23 protein-coding genes are annotated in these 23,270 nt (G+C 40.7%); 5 read left to right on the top strand and 18 right to left on the bottom strand.

All coding sequences use genetic code 11. From position 1 onward, the window contains the following. Positions 1-747: 747 nt before the first annotated feature. The 8 genes from HG263_RS00790 to HG263_RS00755 all read right to left on the bottom strand — a co-directional run bounded on the left by HG263_RS00790 (position 748) and on the right by HG263_RS00755 (position 10,742). On the bottom strand, positions 748-1,530 hold the full coding sequence (locus tag HG263_RS00790) for a sporulation protein (RefSeq protein ID WP_171624186.1): 783 nt from the start codon (positions 1,528-1,530) through the stop codon (positions 748-750). A gap of 182 nt (positions 1,531-1,712) precedes the next feature. After that, entirely contained in the window at positions 1,713-3,182 is a 1,470-nt protein-coding gene (locus HG263_RS00785) for a metallophosphoesterase (protein ID WP_171624185.1), read from the bottom strand. Between the two features lie 109 nt (positions 3,183-3,291). Further along, positions 3,292-5,763 (bottom strand): S9 family peptidase, encoded by a 2,472-nt coding sequence (locus HG263_RS00780; protein ID WP_171624184.1) that lies wholly within the window; start codon positions 5,761-5,763, stop codon positions 3,292-3,294. 228 nt (positions 5,764-5,991) lie between these two features. Continuing rightward, complete coding sequence (locus HG263_RS00775; RefSeq protein ID WP_171624183.1) at positions 5,992-6,921, bottom strand: YeiH family protein; 930 nt, start codon at positions 6,919-6,921, stop codon at positions 5,992-5,994. Positions 6,922-6,976: 55 nt separating this feature from the next. After that, positions 6,977-8,128 (bottom strand): 5-(carboxyamino)imidazole ribonucleotide synthase, encoded by a 1,152-nt coding sequence (locus HG263_RS00770; protein ID WP_171624182.1) that lies wholly within the window; start codon positions 8,126-8,128, stop codon positions 6,977-6,979. A 1-nt stretch (position 8,129) separates the two neighbouring features. Continuing rightward, positions 8,130-8,612 (bottom strand): 5-(carboxyamino)imidazole ribonucleotide mutase, encoded by a 483-nt coding sequence (gene purE, locus HG263_RS00765; RefSeq protein WP_152085904.1) that lies wholly within the window; start codon positions 8,610-8,612, stop codon positions 8,130-8,132. A gap of 245 nt (positions 8,613-8,857) precedes the next feature. Beyond that, entirely contained in the window at positions 8,858-10,450 is a 1,593-nt protein-coding gene (locus tag HG263_RS00760; RefSeq protein WP_171624888.1) for an ABC-F family ATPase, read from the bottom strand. A gap of 94 nt (positions 10,451-10,544) precedes the next feature. Continuing rightward, positions 10,545-10,742: a hypothetical protein gene (locus tag HG263_RS00755; protein ID WP_171624181.1), complete on the bottom strand. Its 198-nt coding sequence runs from the start codon at positions 10,740-10,742 to the stop codon at positions 10,545-10,547. A gap of 136 nt (positions 10,743-10,878) precedes the next feature. Between HG263_RS00755 and HG263_RS00750 the strand changes: the two genes are divergently transcribed. Further along, a complete protein-coding gene (locus HG263_RS00750; protein WP_171624180.1) occupies positions 10,879-11,400 on the top strand; it encodes a TetR/AcrR family transcriptional regulator in 522 nt (173 codons plus the stop codon). 28 nt (positions 11,401-11,428) lie between these two features. Here the strand turns inward: HG263_RS00750 and HG263_RS00745 are convergent, their stop codons facing one another. Beyond that, positions 11,429-11,893, bottom strand: coding sequence for a GNAT family N-acetyltransferase (locus HG263_RS00745; RefSeq protein ID WP_171624179.1), 465 nt, complete (start codon positions 11,891-11,893; stop codon positions 11,429-11,431). A 101-nt stretch (positions 11,894-11,994) separates the two neighbouring features. Here HG263_RS00745 and HG263_RS00740 point away from each other — a divergent pair, with 101 nt between their 5' ends. After that, on the top strand, positions 11,995-12,198 hold the full coding sequence (locus tag HG263_RS00740) for a hypothetical protein (RefSeq protein WP_171624178.1): 204 nt from the start codon (positions 11,995-11,997) through the stop codon (positions 12,196-12,198). A 28-nt stretch (positions 12,199-12,226) separates the two neighbouring features. Here the strand turns inward: HG263_RS00740 and bioD are convergent, their stop codons facing one another. The 4 genes from bioD to bioB are packed head-to-tail and all read right to left on the bottom strand — an operon-like array spanning position 12,227 to position 15,880. Next, positions 12,227-12,916, bottom strand: a complete 690-nt coding sequence (gene bioD, locus HG263_RS00735) for a dethiobiotin synthase (protein ID WP_171624177.1) — start codon at positions 12,914-12,916, stop codon at positions 12,227-12,229. Then, positions 12,913-13,701, bottom strand: a complete 789-nt coding sequence (locus tag HG263_RS00730; RefSeq protein ID WP_171624176.1) for a methyltransferase domain-containing protein — start codon at positions 13,699-13,701, stop codon at positions 12,913-12,915. The genes bioD and HG263_RS00730 overlap by 4 nt, the downstream gene beginning before the upstream one ends. Continuing rightward, positions 13,698-14,837, bottom strand: a complete 1,140-nt coding sequence (locus tag HG263_RS00725) for an aminotransferase class I/II-fold pyridoxal phosphate-dependent enzyme (protein WP_171624175.1) — start codon at positions 14,835-14,837, stop codon at positions 13,698-13,700. The genes HG263_RS00730 and HG263_RS00725 overlap by 4 nt, the downstream gene beginning before the upstream one ends. Further along, a complete protein-coding gene (bioB, locus tag HG263_RS00720; protein ID WP_171624887.1) occupies positions 14,837-15,880 on the bottom strand; it encodes a biotin synthase BioB in 1,044 nt (347 codons plus the stop codon). The genes HG263_RS00725 and bioB overlap by 1 nt, the downstream gene beginning before the upstream one ends. 116 nt (positions 15,881-15,996) lie before the next feature. Here bioB and bioA point away from each other — a divergent pair, with 116 nt between their 5' ends. The 3 genes from bioA to HG263_RS00705 all read left to right on the top strand — a co-directional run bounded on the left by bioA (position 15,997) and on the right by HG263_RS00705 (position 19,181). Further along, positions 15,997-17,286 (top strand): adenosylmethionine--8-amino-7-oxononanoate transaminase, encoded by a 1,290-nt coding sequence (gene bioA / locus HG263_RS00715; protein ID WP_171624174.1) that lies wholly within the window; start codon positions 15,997-15,999, stop codon positions 17,284-17,286. 129 nt (positions 17,287-17,415) lie between these two features. Next, the gene (locus HG263_RS00710) at positions 17,416-18,753 is read left to right on the top strand and encodes a KamA family radical SAM protein (RefSeq protein WP_171624173.1); all 1,338 of its coding nucleotides are present in this window, start codon (positions 17,416-17,418) and stop codon (positions 18,751-18,753) included. Positions 18,754-18,809: 56 nt separating this feature from the next. Beyond that, a complete protein-coding gene (locus HG263_RS00705; protein WP_171624172.1) occupies positions 18,810-19,181 on the top strand; it encodes a hypothetical protein in 372 nt (123 codons plus the stop codon). A gap of 65 nt (positions 19,182-19,246) precedes the next feature. On the opposite strand, the gene HG263_RS00700 is transcribed toward HG263_RS00705, so the two are convergent. From HG263_RS00700 to HG263_RS00680, 5 genes are all read right to left on the bottom strand, one after another. Next, positions 19,247-20,260, bottom strand: coding sequence for a fibrinogen-like YCDxxxxGGGW domain-containing protein (locus tag HG263_RS00700; RefSeq protein ID WP_171624171.1), 1,014 nt, complete (start codon positions 20,258-20,260; stop codon positions 19,247-19,249). Positions 20,261-20,313: 53 nt separating this feature from the next. Continuing rightward, positions 20,314-20,838 (bottom strand): SEL1-like repeat protein, encoded by a 525-nt coding sequence (locus HG263_RS00695; RefSeq protein WP_171624170.1) that lies wholly within the window; start codon positions 20,836-20,838, stop codon positions 20,314-20,316. A 448-nt stretch (positions 20,839-21,286) separates the two neighbouring features. After that, positions 21,287-21,799: a P-loop nucleotide/nucleoside kinase family protein gene (locus HG263_RS00690; RefSeq protein WP_171624169.1), complete on the bottom strand. Its 513-nt coding sequence runs from the start codon at positions 21,797-21,799 to the stop codon at positions 21,287-21,289. 93 nt (positions 21,800-21,892) lie between these two features. Further along, the gene (locus HG263_RS00685; RefSeq protein ID WP_171624168.1) at positions 21,893-22,738 is read right to left on the bottom strand and encodes a Dimeric alpha-beta barrel; all 846 of its coding nucleotides are present in this window, start codon (positions 22,736-22,738) and stop codon (positions 21,893-21,895) included. Between the two features lie 75 nt (positions 22,739-22,813). Then, on the bottom strand, positions 22,814-23,257 hold the full coding sequence (locus HG263_RS00680) for a hypothetical protein (protein ID WP_171624167.1): 444 nt from the start codon (positions 23,255-23,257) through the stop codon (positions 22,814-22,816). Positions 23,258-23,270 lie beyond the last annotated feature (13 nt).

Raw genomic sequence — 23,270 nt, 5'->3', positions numbered from 1 at the left:
ACGCCGTACATATACGGTTATAATTGATAAAAACCAACTAATGTAATTAGTACAATAAATAAAGTTATGCAAAACTTCAGTTTGTACATCCTTGGGTAATCAGCAAGGAAAAACACTGATTAACTACTCCCAGTACTTATAACCAACATATAGTCATTTAGTTACATTTATTAAGAGTCAAGCAGAAATCACATATCTCGTTTACACGACAACAGAACTACAAATAATTCCTTAGAACTTAACGGTTTCTTAGTTTATTTCACTAACAATATCATACGCCTAATTGTAAACACAAAAACAGAAATAAAACAACAAATTAACATTAAATTTAACTTCTTTGTCATGATATAGCACACCCTCTATATAGCACCTATGGAAGTTCACACTAGACGCTACATGAATATCCAAAGTATCAACAAATCATCGTTTCATGATCAAATGTGCTCTAAACCTTTATTTTCTAAAAAGCTTAGCCTAACTAATTTATTTTGCTAATTTATTTTTTTGCGATTATTTTTTATACAAAAATAAAGGGGAAGCGGTTTTTTAAGGCTCTCATTCCTAAACGCTGTTTTAGAGCCTCTTTATATTTACTGTGAGTTCGCGTTCAGGCAATAGATAAATTGTGCGAGAAAAGACTGAGTTTGTTTTTGATGTCAGACCCCATTCTTGATATAAGTCTTTCTATAGAAAAGGTCTGACAGCTTTGTTTACTAGCGAGACGTAGCTTAAGGTTGTAATAAGGTTTTATGCATTAGCTTCTAGCAAGTCGTAAATTATATCTTCTACTTCTTCAAGGTTATCTTCTGTGACAACCAAGCGTACCTTAGATTCATCTAAATCAAATGCTTCTTTAAAAAATCCTGAAAAGCCTCGAGCTTTCCTGTCGATTTCAAAAATCACATCTAATTGGTAACCCCGATTTAAAAATACCACTTCCACTTCGTCAAACTTACCATGAAAGTCGCCAGAAATAGTCTTAAATTCGAGTTCTTGTACGAATGGTAACCTTGAAAACGATACCGAGTCTACGCCTTCACAATCGGCGTCATAAAGCTTAAAACCGAGATCTTGTAACGCATCAATGACCGTTTGTTGTAACTCAGTTGGTACGACAAAAACATAATCTTTGTCTGTTTTATCAATGGCCATATCAATGTCTAAATTCGTCTCCAACCATGTTTTTGAGTGGCCAACAGTGATTGGTGTTTCTTCTTCTAGGTCAAACGAAAATGAAAAATGCTTTTCTTCTCCAGGCTCAATCGTAAACTTTTCCTTTATTTGAAAACGTGACAGGGTATGCTCTCGCACTTCTGTGACTTCTTCACCTTCATCGTCTTCATACTCAACAGTGTAGTTACACATAACATCAAGATCTATTTTATTGATCTCTTGCGCCACTTTGCCGCCGACCACCTTAATCACACCAGTTAGTTCTTCACCTGGTGATAGTTCGTTATGATCCAATACGGCATCTACCTTTGCAGCACCAATTCCTACACTACCGAGTACTTTTTTGAAAAACGACATACTTATCCTTATAGTTATTTAAAAATGATCTATTTACACGTTTCTATTACACTAACTTATTGTCTTACATAAAAATTAATGCTCAACTGACTAAGCCATATCACTGTAGATATGCACTAGATTAGCAACTGAGGATATAAATTTATTTATATCCTCGTAGCTGTGAGCATTGCTGAGGTTTGTTAGTCTAACTTTTCACAAATTGCCTTAGCGTTTGCCATATTATTGGGGTCACATAATAAAAATGCTTCGCCGTTCTCCCCTATCATTTGGCCTCTCCATTGGAGGGCGTTATCTGAAAGCTGAATATTCAGATAGCCAAACCGACCTTGCGTATTAACAATACTTGGTATGCCATCAAGCATGATTGATACACTTTGGTTGTCAGTTGTGTTACTCAGGCTCACGCCGCTATTGCCAACCACAATTTGTGCAGGTCTACCAGCCTTGGCCTTATCATTTGGAGTAACTGACTGATATAGGTGCATATGACCAGACAATGACAACGCTACTTTATCTGACAATGCTTGTTGTTTGGTCTCAGACAAAGCAACTTGTAATTGCTTATTTAATGTATCTAGAGGTGATACAGCATTGACTCCCCAGATTGGTCGATGCGTCATAATCCAAGTGGGATTTTCTGAGCGCTCAGCAAACGTATTTAACTTGTCAAATTGTTGTGTATATTGTGCAGTCAACTGGTTAGTTGCAAGTTCATCACAGGCATTAGCCGAATCAAACACCCACACATTTAAATTACGCAACGGCAAACCATACGGTTCAATCATTACGATATGCTCAACCGCTGACGATGGCGGATTAGTATAACTACCTTGCGCTGGACAAGACTGCTGTTTTATTGACTGATTAAATTGCGCCCCAGGTCCAAAAAAGTAAAACCAACCAACGCCTGCTCTGGAGCACAACTCATGATTACCGCGCGCAAATACCCAAGGAGCACTCCCGATTAACTCTTGTGTGCTTTGAAAGAAGTCAACACGCCAATTAGACCAACTATCAGGCCTTGGACTTCCTTGTGAGTTTTGGCTGTAATAGGTTTCGTTTAGCCCACAACTTTTACCACCATAGCCACCATCTCCCGCATCATAGGCATATATATCACCACTGATACTCCCTGAGGTTCCTCGGTAATTATAATCTCCCATGTGCAGCAACAAATCTGGTGGATTTGTTGCTGCGTTATTGGCCAAAGTCTGGAAGGGTTCAGCCGCTTGGCTGTCACACACTTTGCTTTTACACCCGGTATCACCAAATATTTGAATATTTTTTGGTTCTAGTGATGATTTAGCAAGCTTTAGATTACTTTGGGCTACTTGATAGCTTACATTCGGTTCTAACACTGCTTCGCAAACAGTCACTGGGAACAAACTTGGGTCTGGCCTTTGCGCTCTCATTACGCTTTTTATTGTGTTTCCAAACTCGCTAACAATATTAGGACACTCACTTGAGTCTTTTAAGACACTGTCGACTACCACTCTGGCGTATACAAGCACTGAGCCATCGCTAGCTGGTGCAAGCATAGCGTATGCAGCGAGTAGATTATTATTTATAGGTGGTTTATTCGATTCTTCGTACTGAACACAGCTTGATAGCAAAAGTGCTACTGTGATTGGAAGGTGAATTATGCGCATGATATTTATTCCTTTATGTTGATCCGATCTTTATTTTAATACAAAGCACAAGGTTCACACGTCTATGTAATAAAACGCCAGCTTAATCGCTGGCGTTTTTAGATGTAAATTAAAGGTTTTCTTTAAACAACTTATAAATACGGCGATATTCGTCTAACCAACTAGAAGGCTGCCTAAAGCCATGCGGTTCAACTGGGTAAATCGCTGTTTCAAAGCCTGTTTTTTCAAGCTCAATTAAACGCTGAACAAGGCGAACAACATCTTGAAAGAACACATTGTCATCAAGCATAGGTGCATTGATCAACAATTCGTTTTTTAGCCCTTGGGCAAAATAGATTGGTGAGCTACGCTCATAAGCAATCGGATCAACATCTGGGTGGTTCAAGATATTTGACGTATAACCGTGATTATAATATGCCCAATCTGTAACAGGTCTAATTGCTGCGCCAGCTTTAAATACATCAGGCTGGGTAAACAGCGCCATAAATGTCATAAAGCCGCCGTATGAGCCACCATAAGTGCCAACCGCTTCTCTATCTACATTGGTGTTGTCTACCATCCAATTTACACCGTCAACTAAGTCTTCGATTTCAGGCTTGCCCATATGACGGTATATTGCGGTACGCCAATCTCTACCGTATCCTTTTGATGCTCGGTAATCCATATCCATCACCACGTAGCCTTCGCTCGCTAATAGTGAATGAAACATAAATTCTCTAAAGTAGTAAGACCACCCCATATGCGCATCTTGCGTATATCCTGCACCATGGTTAAAGATAATAGCTTTACGCTTTTTACCTGTTTCCCCTGCAACATAATCTGCTGGGTAATACACTTTTGAGTAAATAGGCGCTTCACCGTGGCTTGATGGTACTGCGACGATTTTAGGCGCAATTAATTTTTTGTTGGAAAATGCCTCTGAAATAGTGTGAGTAACACGTTTTGCTACCGCATTTGGTTGCACGTCTGTTACGTATAACTCTTCGGGCATCATGATTGTTGAGTGCGTTAATAATAACTTGCTTTCATCGGGACTTAGGTTGTAATCGGTCATACCGTTTAAATCGGTAAGTTGCTCACGTTCACCCGTGCGCGTATTCACACGATATATTTCGTATATGCCAGGGTGTTTTACATTAGCTTTAAAGTAAATATGCGCATCGTTTTTAGCTAACGTTAAATCTGAAACTACAAATTTGCCATCTGTTAGCTGAGTCGCTTTCCCATCGATAGGCTTAGTGTAAATATGACTATAACCGCTTTGCTCTGATAAATAGTAAAGTGTATTGGCGTTATTAAACCAGCCAAAATCATTGTGTGCATAGTTTACCCATGCATCGTCATGTAAACGGTGTTGTGAAACAAACTGCTGCTTGTCAAAATCAATCGTAGCAATCCACCTATCTTTGTTATCCCACGCTTCCAACATCAGTGCTACTTCATCACCTGCACTATTCCATTGCACAGGGTCAAGGCCCCAAGGCGGCATTAAGTTGATGTCACGCGGTGCCGCTTTAGATTGGTATGTTTTACCTTCACGCTCGGCATTTTCTTTTTTCACTGCCGCTAATACATCTTCATCATAACCTGGCAAAGTGTCGTATGAGAGTTCAGTTTGTTGTCCAGAGGTGATATCGATGAAAATAACAGTAGAAGCATGACTCTTTGCATCCGCTACTTTGCGTCTCGCTGGTACTGATTCTATGTGGCCATCTTGGCTGACATAATTTGGCATAATATCACCCTCGTCACGCCATGAACGAGGGTCGCTTATCACCGCAATAAGCTTGTCACCAGCTGGAGATAAGCTTGCTTCTATTAGCTGCTTACCTTTACCTAAATAAAAGTGATTATCTGCAATCGTGGTATTTTCAGCCTTTAATGCTTCTTCACGAGCTTGCTTGTCTGCTTTATTTTTGTGTTGTAACGCAACAAATTCGATCAGTTTATGTTGCTCTTTTGCGATGTACGTACTTGGCTCTTGTAGACCTTTAGGCGCTTCGCTTAAGTGCAGTTTTGCTATTTCATGAGTAAGTCCTGATGCTAAATCAACTCGATAAAATGTATTATCTACACGATATGCAAGTTCACCCGAATTTAAAAACTGCAAATCGTATTCAGTCTGTGAGCTATGAGTTATTTGCTTAAGATCACCTGATGCTATCTGTTTAACAAACACGTTACCTTTAAACGTATACGCTTGATAACGACCATCGCGAGAGTAAATCGCGTCTTGTGCTCCGACAGAGTGAAGTTGCTCAAGCATCACCTTTTGTGGCGATGATGAGGTAGTGACCATAAAGGTGTCACGTAGCTCATTACCCACTTGTTTTTGCTCAAAAATAACAGTGTTGCTATTTGCTGCCCAAAACGCATTCTCAGGCTTGCGACTGATCCAATCTGGATGTGCCATCGCTTGCTCTAGAGTGATGCTTTCACCACCAAAATCAACTGGCGTGGCCACTACGGATTGTATAGGTTGGTCCACTACTTCACTTTGCTTTGTTTGGCTTGTTGTTTGACAGCCCGTAAGCATCAAGCTGGATGCAACGGCAATAGACAGAAGAGATTGTTTGATCATAGCGCTTCTTTTAAGTTGTTATGTTTTTGCCATTAAATCAAATGTGGTGGGTAAATTCGATATATTTAAGACTAACAACCGAGTTTTAAGATAAAAAAAGGCCAGTAAATGTTACTGGCCAAATACTCTCTGCGCTCACATAGTCGCTGATGGACAACGATTATGAAGTGAGGCCTATCCACGCCTCAAAATATCAGACCAGTAAAAAAAGGATCAGTTCAATAAAATTTAAATTAATTTATCTAAAATGAGTATGAGTAGCACACCACTGACAATTACCCAAAGCACAGTGGCCATTGCAAAAGGCCGCCAGCCAGTTTGATATATCACCGACTTAGATACGCATGTGCCTATTAAAAATAGCGTCGCAACAAGCATATGCTTAGCGCCAAAATACAACGTTTGCCAAATTGCTTGATAAGCATTTAGAAAACTATTGCACATTGCAGCTAATAAAAAGCCAAATATAAATAAAGGAATGCTGGCACGTTCCTCACTTCGCCAAAATACCCCAGCTGCGGCTGTGTAAGGTATGATCCACATAGCACGCGTAAGTTTTATCGTTGTCGCTATACCCACCGCAAGCGGACTAAAGGTGGCTGCTGCTGCAACAACGCTGCTGGTGTCATGAATAGCTAAAGCAGCCCAAGTTGCAAACTGCTCATCACTAAGCTCTAACAACTCGCCAATCCAAGGAAATAACAATAAGCCAATTGCATTAAGTGAAAATACCACTGCTAATGCTACGGCGATTTCGTGCTGTTTTGCTTTGATAACAGGCGCCATCGCAGCAATGGCACTGCCACCGCAAATGGCGGTACCAAAAGAAATAAGCACCCCCGTATTTCGATTGAGCCTAAATGCCTGGGTTAAGAGCTCGCCGAGTCCAATTATTGCCGTGATACTGACAATAGTAAGCACGATGGAACTACGGCCAACCTCCAGTACATCTATGATATTCACATTGAAACCAAGCCCAATCACTGCCGCTTTTAATAACCACTTGCTCACTTTGTTACTTTGAGCCTCAAAAGGGTTACCCAAGAACCAAGCAAATGCGAGCCCCATAGCAAGGGCTAAGGTGGCGCTAATGATTGGCGTAAAGCTAAAAGCAAAAAGCGCGAAAAAAATGAGCTTAATATGCTGTTTTTTTATCATATGTGTTTATCAAAATCTTACGCATAAAAAAGCCGAGCTAAGCTCGGCCTGTTTATTATTGAATACCTTTGAGGCTTTGCGCTGTTTGCGCAACACCCGGGTAATCTTGCTCAGGCAATAGTTCAGCAAGTTGCTCCAAGCGCTCACCTAACTGTGATAAATCATTACCTGACACATTGATATGACCCATCTTACGTCCCAGTTTAGCTAATTTACCATACCAATGGCTGGTCGTATCAGCTACGCTCAAAACATCAGTAGATATAGATGCTTGCCCAAGTACATTGATCATAGCCGTAGGACGCAATAAATCGGTAGCGCCTAATGGTAAACCAGCTACTGCACGCATATGATTTTCGAATTGGCTGACATGACACCCCTGCTGAGTCCAATGCCCTGAATTGTGTACCCGTGGTGCTATTTCATTAACCAATAACTGCCCTTGTACATCAAAAAACTCAATCGCCAACACACCGACGTAGTCCAACTCTTTCGCTAACGCATTAAATGCGTCCTGCGCTTGTTGTTCAATCATTGGCTTTTCTTTACCTGCAATTGATAAGGTAAGCACCCCGTTTGTATGCTGGTTTTCAGTTAATGGATATGTTTTGCATTGACCATTTTTACCTCGCACCCCAATAATAGATACTTCTCTATCAAACGGGATCATTTTTTCAGCGATTATGGTATGTGGTAACGCCTCGGTTCCTGATTCTAAAAACTCAGCCATTTCTGACCAAATAGGTTCTACATCATCTTGGCTCTTGACTCGCCATTGGCCTTTGCCGTCGTACCCTGCTTGGCAGGTTTTTACGACTAAGGGCATTCCTAAATTATCAATAGCGGCTAAAAAGTGACTTTTTTCTGTAATTAACTGATACGGAGCACAGGCTACCTTAGCCTTATCTAACAAAGCTTTTTCTTTGGCTCTATCACCACCGGTTTTTATTGCTTCTGCACCCGGGTAAAATTTTCCGCTTTTCGCACATAAGGCCAGCACATCATTTGGAATATGCTCAAATTCAGCTGTGATAGCGTCACTTCTGTCAATAGCTTGCGCTAACGTGTAGGGTGTTACATCAAAAGTAACAGGGTTGATAACTTGTTTTGAGCCAACATCATACGCAAGAACGTGTAAGTCCAAATGAGTGGCCGATAAACTCATCATACGAGCCAGTTGCCCAGCTCCCAATACTAAAATATTCATATTACTCGGCTGGGTTTGGGTTAGCTAGTACGGTCTCGGTTTGCTCCTTTCGGAACGCTTCCACTTTGGCAAAAATCTCAGGCTGCTGACAGCCTAATATCTGCGCTGCAAGCAAGCCTGCATTCGCAGCGCCTGCATCACCAATCGCTAATGTCCCTACGGCTACACCTTTTGGCATTTGGCAAATAGACAGTAAAGAATCTACACCATTTAAGGTTTTTGATTTAACTGGAACACCCAATACCGGCAAACTAGTAAAAGCAGCTGCCATACCAGGCAAATGCGCTGCGCCGCCAGCGCCTGCGATGATCACTTTAATGCCTCGCTCTGCAGCACTTGATGCATAATCTGCTAATAACTGAGGAGTACGGTGAGCTGAAACTACTTTTGTCTCATATTCGATGCCAAATTTGTCGAGCATGTCCGCAGCATGCTGCATTGTAGGCCAATCTGATTTAGAGCCCATGATAATGCCAACCGTCATAATAAATCCTCGGTATTGAATTAAACGATACGTTATAAACAACTGTTTTAAGCAATAATTGGGGTACTTAAAACAACTTTAATTTTTGCGCGGTATTATACCTAAATAGCGAGGTAATACCATTATTTTCGGGCTTACAAGCTCGGTATGTTGCACTGACTCATAACTTTTAAAAATCATGTGCACTGTGATTAAATAAGCTTTTTGTAAATAAAAACCGCGCTTAAGCGCGGTTTTTATTTTGGTTACTTAGCTTGCTCTTGCGTTGCTAAGTACTCTTCGTAGTTGCCTCTAAAGTCAATGACCTTACCATCTTTGATCTCCCAAATTCTGGTCGCCAATGACGAAACAAATTGTCTATCATGTGATACGAAAAAGAGGGTGCCTTCATACTGCTCGAGCGCTAAGTTCAACGCCTCGATTGACTCCATATCCATATGGTTGGTCGGCTCATCCATTAGTAAGATATTATGTTTGTGCATCATTAACTTACCAAACAACATTCGACCTTGCTCACCACCTGATAGCACCTTTACTGACTTTTTAATGTCATTTTGAGAGAACAGCATACGGCCCAAATAGCTACGAACAACTTGTTCATCATCACCTTCTTGTTGCCATTGTTCCATCCACTCAAATACGGTTGTATCTTTTTCAAATTCATCCGCATGGTCTTGAGCATAGTAGCCAATATTGGCATTTTCGGACCATTTAAACTCACCTGTTTTAGGTGCTAATCGGCCAGCGAGTGTATGCAGTAAAGTTGATTTACCAACACCGTTTTCGCCGATGATAGCGATGCGCTCACCCACTTCGATTAACGCTTCTAAGCCACTGAATAAAGTGCTTTCATAGCCCTGCGATAAACCATTTATTTCAAGGGCATTTCTAAATAACTGTTTAGACTGTTCAAAGCGAATAAACGGCGTTTGGCGAGATGATGCTTTAACCTCATCCAATTGGATTTTATCTATTTGCTTCGCACGAGATGTTGCTTGCTTTGCTTTAGAAGCATTTGCAGAAAATCGTGACACAAATTGCTGAAGCTCAGCTATCTGAGCTTTTTTCTTTGCGTTTTCGCTAAGCAGCTTTTCGCGCGCCTGAGTTGCAGCAAACATATATTCATCATAGTTACCTGGATAAACTCTCAGTTCACCATAATCTATATCTGCCATATGCGTACATACAGAGTTTAAGAAATGACGGTCGTGAGAAATAATTAGCATGGTGCAATCACGCTGATTAAGTACTTCTTCAAGCCATTTAATTGTATAGATATCCAAGTTGTTGGTTGGTTCATCAAGTAGCATAATATCAGGGTCTGCAAACAACACCTGTGCAAGTAGTACTCGAAGTTTAAAGCCTGGGGCAATTTCAGACATTGGACCATAATGTTGCTCGGTAGGAATACCAACACCCAACAGTAACTCCCCCGCTTTAGAGTCCGCAGAGTAACCGTCCATTTCAGCAAATTCAGTTTCCAGGTCAGCTACTTTCATACCATCATCTTCACTCATCTCTGGTAAAGAATAAATACGGTCTCGTTCAGCTTTAACTTCCCACAGCTCCTTATGACCCATGATCACAGTGTCGATGACACTATATTCTTCATAAGCAAACTGATCCTGATTTAGCTTGGCAAGGCGAGTATTAGGCGAAACGCTGACGTTACCTGTACTTGGCTCAAGCTCACCGCCCAAAATCTTCATGAATGTAGATTTACCACATCCATTTGCTCCGATCAGACCATAACGATTACCGTCGCCAAATTTTACTGAAATATTCTCAAAAAGAGGTTTTGCACCAAACTGCATGGTGACATTAGCTGCGCTTAAAATAATGGGCTCCTAGGAAAGTTATCGTGGGCTTACTGTCACTAAACAGCAACCCGAAACCTAAAAACCCAATTTTAAACTAATCCGAGCAGTAAAACTATGTTAGTTCGGCAGGTTTGTGCGATGAAGGTGCTTGTTTAGCTAACTTCATGTAATGAAAAAACTCTTTAGGGCCCATAATCAACATCAATACTGCCAGCCCACCAGGTATCAAAACACATTTCAATACTGGACCTAAAATATAACTGTAAAAGTAGAGAAATGGTAAAAACAACACGTATCCTAAAATATTCATACTACACCATCCTTAAATTGAATTTTGCAAAATTGAGCACGCTCATTATGAATTATGAGCGCGCTCAATTTCAAGTGCAATATATAATTTTTTACGCCTATGCTAGACTAAATACCTCTAACTTACTGGAAGTAATATGAATAAAAAATCATCAACCAAACAACGTATACTTGATGCTAGCTGGAACTTATTCATAGAGCACGGTTATGCACAAACAACTACTCGGCAAATTTCACAATCTGCACAAGTTGCTACAGGCACCGTGTTTTCTCACTTTCCCACTAAGCTAGATATTTTAAAAACAGCAATGCACGAGCGGATTGAGCAAGTTTTGCTGCAAGCATCTGAAACCGAGAAATTACATACCCCAAGGCTTAGACTTAGGCACTACGCAAAGTATCTTTATCAATTTTACCTAAGTAATCGCGAGTTTAGTAAAGAGCTTTTGTCTGGCATTATTTGGCAGCAAGAATACTTCTCTGCTCAGCTCGAAGCGTTTAAAAAAATGTTGTTTGCAGGCCAGCCATACGATGTGCACAAAGCTGACATCATGATGGACTGTTACTTTATGACATTGCTAGTAGGATTGAATGATGACAGTGCAACAGTGGATTCACTCGTACGCTTGCTTAGCAACAAGTTGCAATCGATACAATAAGGTTAAAAACACCACGCTATAAACCTCTTTAAAGTGACACTAATTTACTGTATTCGCTGTTTTCTAGCTTTATAAATCCTTGCCGTTCTAATAACTTAACGGAACGTAAATTCTTCACTTGAACCCGCGCCAATAGTTTAATATCACGATTTATATTAATAAGTTGGCCGATATTGGTTATTACACATTCTATTGCTTCGCGCATAATACCTTGCCCCCAATGTAAGGGGGATAACTCAAAGCCAAGATAAACTTCACTCAACTCGCGGTTATACTCATAAAGCCCAATACACCCTATCATGCCACTAGTTTCGCAATTAATGCTTAATCTCACGCCTAAACCAAGGTAGCTTTGCTCTAAATCCCATTGGATTAACGCTTTTATTTCAGAGGATGAGATAGACTCGCCATAATCGTTGAATTTGGAGATTAAGGGGTCGTTTAATAGCGTATGCAGTGTTGTCATATCACGATAAGTGATTGGCTTGAGCATGAGCCTCGATGTGAATAGCTGCATAACTTTAGGTTCTCAATTGGCAATTGGCGAAATTAGTATAAACTAGAGCGTAAAAATAAGTCTAACGCGGAGTTTTTATGTCGGACGATTTTAAGGTTATTCCCCCAACCACTAAGGTATTGTGCCCTGAACGAGGTGAAGGCTGGACTTTAACTGGCATCACAGGAATCAATGAGCATACATCGGTTATGTTTAACGGAGTGCGTTATACCATCCCTGCAAAAATAATAGTTGAAGAGCTTTTACCTAACTACCTAAGTCAAAACTCAACAACTGAATAGAGGTGTGTACAAAGGCTAATGACCATCATTAGCCTTGTAGTTTAATCCCCAACAAATCGGTTAATGCCGCGTATATCTGAAGTTTGGCTTTTTCTTCGCTATAGGGTGCCACGGCTAACAAAGGGGCTTCTAGTCTTTTGCGCAAGCTATCTAAGTTTTCATCAAAATTAGCCATGTTTGGGTCAACTTGATTGGCTATCCAACCAACACATTTAACGCCTTGCGCCTTGAGTGCATGACTGGTCAAAATCGCGTGATTTAAACAACCAAGCTTCATACCCACAACCAATATAACTGGCAGCTGCTCTTTTTGTACCCAGTCGCAAAGATATTGTGTGTCATTAATTGGTAATGCCCAACCACCAGCCCCTTCAACTAGCGTAAACTCAGCACCAAGTTTTGCCAGCTCACGATAATAGTGGCTCAGGTTGTCCAAAGTGATTTCTACGCCCGCTTGTTGAGCTGCAATATGTGGTGCAATTGGCGGTTCAAAACATATTGGGTTAACTTGCTCATACTTACCATGAACTGACGACGATTCCATAAGCGTCAAAGCATCATCATTCACTAACTGACCAAAAGCTTCTTCGGCCCCTGCCGCGATTGGTTTAAAACCTATCGCTTTGCGTTTGTGCTGTGCCAAGAATTTGAGCAATAATGCCGTAATATGCGTTTTGCCAACCTCAGTGTCTGTGCCAGTAATAAAAAATGCACTCATAATTTCACTAATTCCATAATTGCGACTTCATAGCTTACCACCGCTTGATTATGTTCAAGTGGATAGCCTGTAAGTAATCTTTCGTAACGCTTTTTGCCCATAAGTCCAGCATATTGAGTACTTTGGTTTTGTAGCTGGTTTGCACCAATACTTTTAACTGATTTGAATGCATCTTTTGCACTTGAAAAACAGTCTTTAAGGCAAACTTGCTGCGCTCGCTTGATTTCAAAACCAGCCTGTTTAGCAAACAGTTCTAATTGCTGCAACGTCAAAAACTGATTTATATGGCATCGATCATCTAGCACTTGCCATGCGTATGCTATTTCTTTTAACGAGCCGTCCAACACAGATGACAGTACCACGTGAGCATTTGGCTTACACACCCTTGCTAATTCTTTGAACAACTGTGCTGGCGACTCACTCCATTGAATTGCAAAATTTGAAAAAATCGCGCTAATGCTGGCACTTTGCAATGGCAAATTGTCCATGTCAGCGCATACACGCCACGTATCTTCTGGCCCTTGGCTCAACATACCTTGGCTTAAATCTATGCTTAATACGTTGGATGCACAATTAGCTAAGTACTCATGATGCAATAACGGCCCAGCTCCCAAGTCCAACAAACAGTCATAATCATTTTTTAACAATGCAAACAAACGACTTGCAGCTTGTTGCTGCACGCGTGCATGTTGTTGGTATTGCTTAGCAGCTTTTGAGAATCTTTCAGCCGTATGTTGCTTCACACCTGAATGCGATAACCCAACCTGCTGTGTTATTGCATTCATAATTGCACCTCTAAGTGTCTAACTAACTCAGCAATATCTTGCTCTTGGTGCGCCGCCGTTATAGTGATCCTCAGTCGAGCCGTGTTTTCAGGTACTGTTGGCGGACGAATTGCGCTTAACCATATGCCATTTTCTTGTAATCCCCGTTGTACTTCTAGCACATTTTCTGCGCTTCCCAACACAACGGGCTGGATAGGTGTATCAGAGGGCATAACCGCAATATGCGCTTCGTCACATAATCGCTTAAACATATTGATGTTGGTATTTAATTTATCTCTTTGAGCATGAGCATCAAGCAATCGTTGTAGTTGAAATGAAGCAGCATTAACCATTAAAGGAGACATGGCTGTTGAATAAATGTACTCGCGATTAAACTGCAACAAATAGTCAATAAACGCCTTACTACCCAACACTGCTGCACCTTGGCTAGCCATAGCTTTACCAAATGTAATCACTAAAATATCTGGCTTGCTGGGATGTAATTGGCATGAACCTAAGCCGTCATTACCCAGCACACCAAACGCGTGTGCGTCATCTAACATCAACCACGCATTATGCTGCTGCCTTAAACGATATAATTCATCAAGTGGTGCAGTGTCTCCGTCCATTGAGAACACACCTTCACTCACAATAAGTTTGTTCTGGGCGGATGACTTTTCAAGCCTAGCTCTTAAGTGCGCCATATCATTATGATTAAAACGCACATGCTTTGCCGAGCTTTGCAATGCACCATCGATTAAACTGGCGTGATTAAGCTTATCTTGAAATATTGCACTGCTTTGCGTTGGGCTCATTTCGTTAAACAAGGTCTTCAACACACTAGAATTAGCGCTGAACCCTGTGCTAAATAGCAACGCAGATTCAAAGCCTAACAATTCACACAGCTTATCTTCAAGTCGTTTATGACAAATTTGATAACCAGTGACCAATGCGGAGCTTCTGCTCCCCGTTGCGCAGGATATATTGTCACATTGCGTATCAGCGAGTCCAAGATAGTCGTTACTGGCAAAATTAAGATATGTTTTGCCTGCAATGGTAATCTTACGCGCACTACTTTGCTGCACATGCGCCCGCTGTCTAAATAAAGCTTGTTGCTTTCGCAGTGCCAAGCTTTGCTTGATATACTCAAAGGCCATTAATTTGCTTCGTAAAACAGCTCAGAAGTCGCCTTATCGGCAATCGCAGAAGACAACGAGGCTTCATATGCTTCGTCTGAGTAATCATGGCGCTCTTCAGGCTTCATGCCTAACTTTTTAAGTAAGTTCATATCAGCATCAGCTTCTGGATTTTCTGTGGTTAGCAACTTATCCCCATAGAAAATTGAATTTGCGCCAGCAAAGAAACACATAGACTGCATTTGTTCATTCATTGCTGTACGACCTGCAGATAAGCGAACATAGCTTTTCGGCATCATAATTCTAGCAACAGCAATTGTACGAACAAACTCAAAATGGTCTAAATCTTCAACATCTTCAAGCGGCGTACCTTTCACTTTTACTAACATATTAATCGGCACACTTTCTGGTTGCTGAGGCAAGTTAGCCAACTGCATTAACAAGCCAAAACGGTCTGCGGCTTGCTCACCCATGCCTACGATACCGCCAGAGCACACCTTCATGCCTGCATCGCGCACGTTGTCAATGGTGTCTAAACGGTCTTGATATGTTCGAGTAGTGATGATCTGTTGGTAATACTCAGGTGATGTGTCTAAGTTATGGTTGTAATAGTCTAGGCCCGCACTTTTAAGTGCATGTGCTTTGTCGTTATCGAGCATCCCCAGTGTCATACAGGTTTCAAGACCGAGCTCTTTTACTTCCTTGACCATTTTTTCAATGTAGGGCATGTCTCTATCTTTTGGGTCTGACCATGCTGCGCCCATACAAAAACGTGTTGCACCTTTTTGTTTTGCTAGTCGTGCCTGCTCTACAACCTTTTCAACTTCCATCAAGCGCTCTCGTTCAAGGTCGGTCTTGTAATGACCCGATTGAGGGCAATACTTACAATCTTCTGGGCATGCGCCGGTTTTAATTGATAGTAGCGTTGAGATCTGCACCTCATTAGGGTTAAAGTTCTCACGGTGAATACTGGCAGCTTTAAATAATAAATCGTTGAACGGCATTTCAAATAATGCTTTTACTTCTTGATGAGTCCAATCGTGACGAACTGTAGCCATGTCTATATTCTCTTTTTTATAAAATTCTGCTCAAAAATAATGCAGTTAACTTGACGATGATTGGCTTAGTCTACTTTGTGTCGTAGTATTGTCAACGCCAACCAGTTACCTTAGGTTTACCAATGGACACTTTTACAGCAATTGATAAAGAATTTGATAAAAAGCATATTTGGCATCCTTATACATCCATGCTCAACCCACTTCCGTCATACGGCGTAACGCATACCAGTGAAAACAAAATTTACCTCGATACAGGTGACGTGTTAATAGATGGAATGGCATCTTGGTGGAGCGCTATTCATGGCTACAACCACCCAAAACTAGTCGCATCGATTCACAAGCAAGCGAGTACCATGAGCCACGTTATGTTTGGCGGAATTACCCATGCCCCAGCTATTGAACTATGCAAAAAGCTCATTAGTATTACACCAAAAACGCTAGACCGAGTTTTTCTTGCTGACAGCGGCTCGGTAAGTGTTGAAGTCGCGATAAAAATGGCGCTTCAATATTGGATTAGTAAAGGCCATAAAGGTAAAAATAAACTGATGACTGCCCAAAAAGGCTATCACGGGGATACTTTTGCGGCCATGAGTGTGTGTGACCCGGTCAACTCTATGCACAGCATGTATCAAGGTTTTTTGCCTGAACATATTTTTGTAGCCGCACCTAAAGCTAAATTTGATGAACAACCATCGCAACAAGAATTAGACTCCCTTGAACAAGCGTTTTTAGAACACCATCAACATGTCGCTGCATTCATTATAGAGCCCATTGTGCAAAACGCTGGTGGCATGAATTTTTATAGCCCCTCCTATTTAGCTAAGGTGAGGCAATTATGTAATAAGTATGATGTGTTACTCATACTTGATGAAATCGCCACTGGGTTTGGCAGAACAGGGAAAATGTTTGCCTGTGAGCATGCTGGTATCGCGCCAGATATAATGTGTATTGGTAAAGCGCTGACAGGCGGGACGATGACCCTCTCCGCAACACTTACCAACGAAAAAGTAGCTGTTGGTCTTAGTGAAGGGGAAGCCGGTGTATTGATGCATGGCCCAACTTTTATGGGCAACCCTCTTGCTTGCGCAGTAGCAAATGCAAGTATAGACCTATTATTAGAAAACAATTGGCAAGCACATATTAATAGAGTTAATTTAGCCATGGCGGAACTCAAACGCTGTGAAAGTTTAACGTCTGTCGTTAACGTTAGAATACTAGGCGCTATTGGTGTTGTTGAAGTAGACAAAGCGGTTGATGTCGCTAAAATACAGAGGTTTTTTATAAGTAAGGGGGTTTGGATCAGGCCATTTGGCAAACTTATCTACATAATGCCGCCCTACATATCATCAACTGAAGATATTCATAAACTTGCGGATGCAATCTATCATGCTATAGACAAACAACAATACTAGCATTTAGCAAGCCACGGCAACGGTGTTGTGGCTTAATTGTTGCTAAGTTAGCTACAAAGTTCGAAATTACACAACAAAATCTGTTACAATGTATCGCTTTTACAGCAACGAGTAAAAGTACGAGGATTTATGCAGCAAACCGTCAAATTACAGCCTGCACAAGCGTATCAAGCGCCAAGGTTTACCGTTTACCAACATCGTCAAATCGACAAAATTGAACAGCTAGATAAACTCCCCGAGCATTTACGTTTTGAAATGAAAGTCGTCGCAAATGTTTTTCCGTTTCGTGTTAACAACTTTGTGATTGAAGAATTGATTGATTGGCATAAGGTACCAAACGATCCTGTTTTTCAACTGACCTTTCCACAGCGCGGCATGCTTGACGACGAGTCTTACGAGCAAATGGCTGCCCTTTTAAAGCGCTCTCATACTGCTGAAGAAGTTTTTCAGCTCGCAACTCAGATCCGCCATAGACTTAACCCACATCCAGCTGGGCAAATGGAAAAGAATGTCCCAGAGTATGGTGGAGAACGCGTAGAAGGTATTCAGCACAAATACAAAGAAACCGTGCTATTTTTTCCTTCACAAGGGCAATATTGCCATTCATATTGTACTTTCTGTTTTAGATGGGCTCAGTTCGTTGGCAAAGCAACCCGCTTTAATAATAACGATGAGGATCTGTTACACAATTATTTAGCAGAACATAAGGAAGTAACCGATCTGTTGATGACCGGCGGTGACCCTATGGTGATGCGTACGGTTAAACTACGTAAATATTTAGAAGCGTTAACAGAGCCACGTTTTGATCACATTAAAACCATACGTATAGGCACCAAGTCACTCACCTTTTGGCCATTTAGATATGTAACAGACCCCGATGCTAAAGAACTACTAGCGCTCTTAGCTGAACTCGTAAATGCGGGTAAGCATGTATCTATCATGGCCCATGTTAATCACAAGCAAGAACTTCGCACAGACATTACCAAAGAAGCAATTCGACTTATTCGTAAGACCGGTGCCCAAATTAGAACACAAGCGCCTTTGCTTAATAATATTAATGTTGACTCACAAATGTGGAGCGACATGTGGAAAGAACAAACACAAATGGGCATGATCCCGTATTACATGTTTATTGAACGTGATACCGGTGCTAAACGCTACTTTGAACTGCCTTTATATAGAACATGGGAGATCTTCCGCGACGCCTATAAGAATGTATCTGGTGTCAGCAGAACTGTACGTGGCCCTTCAATGAGTGCAGGACCTGGTAAAGTTGAAATTTCTGGTGTGGCACAGATCCACGGTGAAAAAGTGTTTGTATTGCGCTTTATTCAAGCGCGTAACCCTGACTGGGTTCAACAACCCTTCTTTGCTCAATATGATGAAAAGGCAACTTGGTTGAATGATTTAAAACCCGCTTTCGGTGAAGAAAAGTTCTTCTGGGAAGATGAATATAACGCAATGTAATTGTGTAAATTAAATTGGGTAGCTGTGCCCAGCTGCCCTCTTTTAAGGAGCGTTCCATGATTGAGGTTTATCTAGGTTTAAGCTTATTAATTGGACTTATCATAATTTATGAAGCCCGTTATATCTTGAGCGCACCTAACAATCCAGTCACACCTGTTACTGCTATCACTTCAATCATTGAGCTTGTTTGGGCTATTGTCTCAATTTTTGCGTTGCTTTATTTACCGTTTTCAAAATGGCAAATATTGTTGCCCACTTTTTACATCACACACAATGTCATAGGCTGGATATACGGATTTTGGCTTGCTGGCAAACTTACAAAGCAAAATTCAAATCAGTTGGTGATTCCATCCTGGTATGCAAAGTTTTCTTTTAACTTTGGTATTATATACACGGTACTAGGTATGCTTGCTATCATCGCTTTTTGATAGTGAATTAGAGACGAATGTACTATCAGTCACAACTCGCCTCTATCTCACTTAGGCTCTAAGTATTAACGCATCCACAAAAGCGCCCATTTAGAGCCATTTGGCTCCACACCTTTACATAAGGAAGAACCTAAAGAGTTCGGCTTGTAAGTACCACGCGCTACCCAGCAATATCCGCCATGAACATCACCTTGCCAGCCAATATAAGTATCAGTGCTCGTATAAGTAACATAACTTGGGTTAGAGCAACCAGCATACGACGAGTTAGGATTGTTTAACCCTGTTCTACAAGTTGGTTGATCTGCTCTCATAGGCATTGCAGCAACTTTATCTTGATACGCCCAGGTTGTCCTTACTTGTTCAAGTTCAAATGTAGAGAAGTTCACACCATACACCGCTTTACCGTCGGCACATTGTGCTTGAGAACAGGCAATTTGCTCTCTCACATCTATAAATCTTGATAGACTCCCTTTGTACATCCAAAGTTTACTCGGGTTATATGGTGATGCTTCAGGCTCATCTGAATATTGTGTTATGTTTTTAACCCCACCAGCATGGTTTTTAGGAAAGCTCCCTACTAACGTCCAACCACCACCATCTGTTGTCATATCGCAATAAACACTCAGTAGGTCGCCATTATCACCAACGATATCGTACACACCATCACCTGTGCTTACACCTGCTTGAAGTATGTCTCTACAGCTTGAAAATTGATTTTGTGGATTAAGAACAAGATTCCAATCGCCACGAGTTCCTTTATTTGAATGCCATGTTCCCGAATATGCCGTGTCGCTTAACGCACCTGTAAAATACATCATTTCGCTGTGATCAGGTTTGCTAATTTCAAAATGTACTAACTGCGTATCTGCACTTGTTCTACCTGATAAGATTTCGGCATCTGTTTTAGCTACAAAGCGCTCGTTTGTACCTTTAAAATCTATGTCCATTGATTGCTGATTTACTAGCTGACCATCGAGTACATTGTCAAAGTAAATTGTATGTGTTTTATTAAATTCACTCTGCGCAAATACTGAACTACTAGATAGTGCGGCAGCGATGATTACTATATTACATTTCATAATTTTTAATCCTTTTGTCCCTTACTAAAAGCTTAGATATTACTTGAGCTGGTTTACTGTGTTTCTGTCATTTCTATTTCGTACAGTTGACCTATTCCTTCATAGTTATCACATTTAACATCAACTCTTTTCGTCGATGTATTCAATGACTTTTTACACGTAACGTTTTGCGCTTTTAAACCAAATTGTGCGATGTATTGTGCCACCTTTGCATCAATTTTAGTTTTTAACCCCTCTGGGGCTACTGCGTAAAACTTGTCAAACTGTATGTTCCAATCTTTTACGTCGGCTTCTTTTGCAACTCCAAGCCACCCCATACCTAACACGGTGGATTGTTCAACATACTGCCCCTTTAAAAACATAAAAGCCAATACATATTGTGCGCCTTTGTAACCCATCTGCGCAGGCTCTTTGAGCAGCTCAAAAGCTTGTTCATAATTACCACTACGGTATAGTTTTAAACCGTTCATTTCCGCTTTGTATAACTTTGTTTCGCTGACTCGAACAATTCCAGTAGAGCCACAAGCGCTAAGGTTAATCAATATAAATGCACAAGCGATAAGTATTAGTACACGCACGTACTTTTCCTTATAAAGTTATTTATGAAAACATCTATTTTATTTAGCGTTATCACCGTTCGATTATAACGATAACTGCAACATAAGAAGATGTGGCATTATACTGGCGTACAGTATTTAGGTCCAATCTAGGTCAAATTGACAACTAAACGTCCACCTTAGCTGATAACTGCGTTATGCACCTTTAACTAACTGGGCGAATGAGCCCCCTTGTGTTCCAAATTATGGTTAATCTATGATTGTCTAGTAGCCGAAAACTACCTCAGTAATAACTCATTTAGGCAGCAATGAGACGAGATAAGAGACTACCGCGTAACGTCCCTATCGTGTTTACGGCAAACAATTTTAACGGCTAACCGACGTAATAAAATTGAATAGGTTTAAGCATTGCCACTACAGATTAGCTGCTTAAAAGCAGCTAAAAAGAATTGGGAGAAGGTTCATAGTGTTAGGTTTTTGCTCGTGCTGACAAACCAATAGCATTCATTAAAACATGTTTGCTTTGCTCTAAAGTTCTACCTGCCGTATCAACAACCACTCTTTCAGTCGTCCATTGATGGTATTCACGTTCAATAACACTCTTCCACGTTGGAAGTTGTAACTCTGGTATATCAGAAACTCTAGTCTCTATCCTTTGTTTATGTTCTTTCAGATCAGAGCAAATAATTTCAATTTCAATAAATTGGGCACTAGCACTAATTGCTGTATTTCTCCACAACTCTCGTGACTCATTTACTGGATTTGTAGAATCAGCAACAACTGACTGCCCAAGCTTTAAATTTTCTGATGCTATAGTTGAGGCAACCTGATAGCCCTCGTCATAAATCTGTTTAATAGCATGGTTTTTTAAGGTTTGTTCAATCGTATCAATACGTAGATAAACAGCACCTATAGTTTCAGACAAGTATTTAGATAGCTCTGACTTACCTGTACCGGGCAAGCCACCAAAAATATATAACAATTTAATTTTCCCTCAGTGATCTTATAAAAGCCTAACGTCTTGTTCACCTGAAAATTAAAAGCGCAGCGAGTAATTTTTGTGTGTAGCGACTTGTTAGGCTTCTTTGCCCATGCAAATTGCGACACGTTGAAGCCCTGCATCGCGGTGAACTTCACCTTTGTTAAATTCTTCACTTTCAATCGTAGCCAGAAGGTTACGCCGCTGAGGATAACGAACAAATATAAAATGATCCCAGTGCTGTGCCAGCATACAATCCTTATCACTGCTGAATATACAAATGGGCTTTCCACCATAAACTGGGTACGCCCCTCTTCTGAGCAATTCAAAACCTGCTATCTTGGAATAGCGATCATATGCCTCCTTTCCGCTGACATTTTTACTGCCTTCGTTAACGTCACTGTACTGGGCGACCGGCTTATATTTATTTAAGTTGTAGACAAAAAGTGTCTCGTCAAGATTTTGGGCTCTTGCTACTTCCATTTGCTTGTCATCTGGCCAAACAGCAATATTTTCTGCGCTCCAATTAGCGCTAGGTGTGCCTTTATCAGTAGTCCCTTTGAATAACCGAATAAGCCGTGATATCCACTTGACCAAATGAAAAACAATCGGTGGTTCTGGCTTAATCACTAAGATGGCATACTCAGAACAAAACCGCTCTAGAGCACCACCGAGGGTGGACAAAAAATCGAGGCCCTTTTGTACTGAGTAAAATTCGTCAATCAGAATTTCATCTACCAGCATTCCTTCTCGAGCAACAGGGTCTGCCTTAACTCGGTATAATCTTTTACCACTAAAGCTATGCTCACTTTCATTCAGCCATGTCTTATAACCATCTATATCGCTTATTTTCAGATGGTAAACAAAAGACACACGATTTGCCCCTTCGCCTGCTATGGTTTTGCGGCATGATTCAATATCTAGCGAAGTGAATATGTGCATTGGTTTTTCCTGATGATAGTTAACACTCAAATAAAGGACTTTAAAGTTTGGTTATAAAAGCGAAGCCAAGCTCTTTTAGTCCGCGTTGATTTGTTTGTTAGCTATCGCTTTATCCACAATATCTTGAGTAATAGCTTGATAAATTGGCTCCCAATCAACCTCGGTATTTTTTGAAGTAAACTCAAGATCGATATAACCACCATCATTTGGCACAAAAGTTTCAATTGTAACCAAACCTGTGAACTCTTTGTAAGTGAAACCCGCACCTTTCAATATTTCTTTGACCCTATCATTTTCTAGTCGGTAGTTATTAATAGAGTTTCTGACGAGAAAAAATCCTTGGAGCCCTAAATTTTCTGGGCTAAGAGAATAGACTTTTGTAAAGCTAACACTTCCTGTTAAAAATTTATAAACGATGAACAGAACAACAAAAGCTAGAATACCTAATTTGATTTTTTTACGTTTGGCTTTTTTTTTATTCTCAATCTCGGAATATATATCTGATACTGACTTCGACACAAAAATCTCCTTG

It is taken from the genome of Pseudoalteromonas caenipelagi (genome assembly GCF_013140855.1).
GTDB classification, from domain to species: Bacteria; Pseudomonadota; Gammaproteobacteria; order Enterobacterales; family Alteromonadaceae; genus Pseudoalteromonas; species Pseudoalteromonas caenipelagi.
Note: the sequence above shows the minus strand (reverse complement) of the source record. Positions and strands in the feature narration are given on the sequence as shown.

Excerpts from the sequence above, each read along its gene's own strand:
- HG263_RS00790 (WP_171624186.1), bottom strand. The coding sequence starts at position 1,530 with ATGTCGTTTTTCAAAAAAGTACTCGGTAGTGTAGGAATTGGTGCTGCA.
- HG263_RS00785 (WP_171624185.1), bottom strand. The coding sequence starts at position 3,182 with ATGCGCATAATTCACCTTCCAATCACAGTAGCACTTTTGCTATCAAGC.
- HG263_RS00780 (WP_171624184.1), bottom strand. The coding sequence starts at position 5,763 with ATGATCAAACAATCTCTTCTGTCTATTGCCGTTGCATCCAGCTTGATG.
- HG263_RS00775 (WP_171624183.1), bottom strand. The coding sequence starts at position 6,921 with ATGATAAAAAAACAGCATATTAAGCTCATTTTTTTCGCGCTTTTTGCT.
- HG263_RS00770 (WP_171624182.1), bottom strand. The coding sequence starts at position 8,128 with ATGAATATTTTAGTATTGGGAGCTGGGCAACTGGCTCGTATGATGAGT.
- purE (WP_152085904.1), bottom strand. The coding sequence starts at position 8,612 with ATGACGGTTGGCATTATCATGGGCTCTAAATCAGATTGGCCTACAATG.
- HG263_RS00755 (WP_171624181.1), bottom strand. The coding sequence starts at position 10,742 with ATGAATATTTTAGGATACGTGTTGTTTTTACCATTTCTCTACTTTTAC.
- HG263_RS00750 (WP_171624180.1), top strand. The coding sequence starts at position 10,879 with ATGAATAAAAAATCATCAACCAAACAACGTATACTTGATGCTAGCTGG.
- HG263_RS00745 (WP_171624179.1), bottom strand. The coding sequence starts at position 11,893 with ATGCTCAAGCCAATCACTTATCGTGATATGACAACACTGCATACGCTA.
- HG263_RS00740 (WP_171624178.1), top strand. The coding sequence starts at position 11,995 with ATGTCGGACGATTTTAAGGTTATTCCCCCAACCACTAAGGTATTGTGC.
- bioD (WP_171624177.1), bottom strand. The coding sequence starts at position 12,916 with ATGAGTGCATTTTTTATTACTGGCACAGACACTGAGGTTGGCAAAACG.
- HG263_RS00730 (WP_171624176.1), bottom strand. The coding sequence starts at position 13,701 with ATGAATGCAATAACACAGCAGGTTGGGTTATCGCATTCAGGTGTGAAG.
- HG263_RS00725 (WP_171624175.1), bottom strand. The coding sequence starts at position 14,837 with ATGGCCTTTGAGTATATCAAGCAAAGCTTGGCACTGCGAAAGCAACAA.
- bioA (WP_171624174.1), top strand. The coding sequence starts at position 15,997 with ATGGACACTTTTACAGCAATTGATAAAGAATTTGATAAAAAGCATATT.
- HG263_RS00710 (WP_171624173.1), top strand. The coding sequence starts at position 17,416 with ATGCAGCAAACCGTCAAATTACAGCCTGCACAAGCGTATCAAGCGCCA.
- HG263_RS00705 (WP_171624172.1), top strand. The coding sequence starts at position 18,810 with ATGATTGAGGTTTATCTAGGTTTAAGCTTATTAATTGGACTTATCATA.
- HG263_RS00700 (WP_171624171.1), bottom strand. The coding sequence starts at position 20,260 with ATGAAATGTAATATAGTAATCATCGCTGCCGCACTATCTAGTAGTTCA.
- HG263_RS00685 (WP_171624168.1), bottom strand. The coding sequence starts at position 22,738 with ATGCACATATTCACTTCGCTAGATATTGAATCATGCCGCAAAACCATA.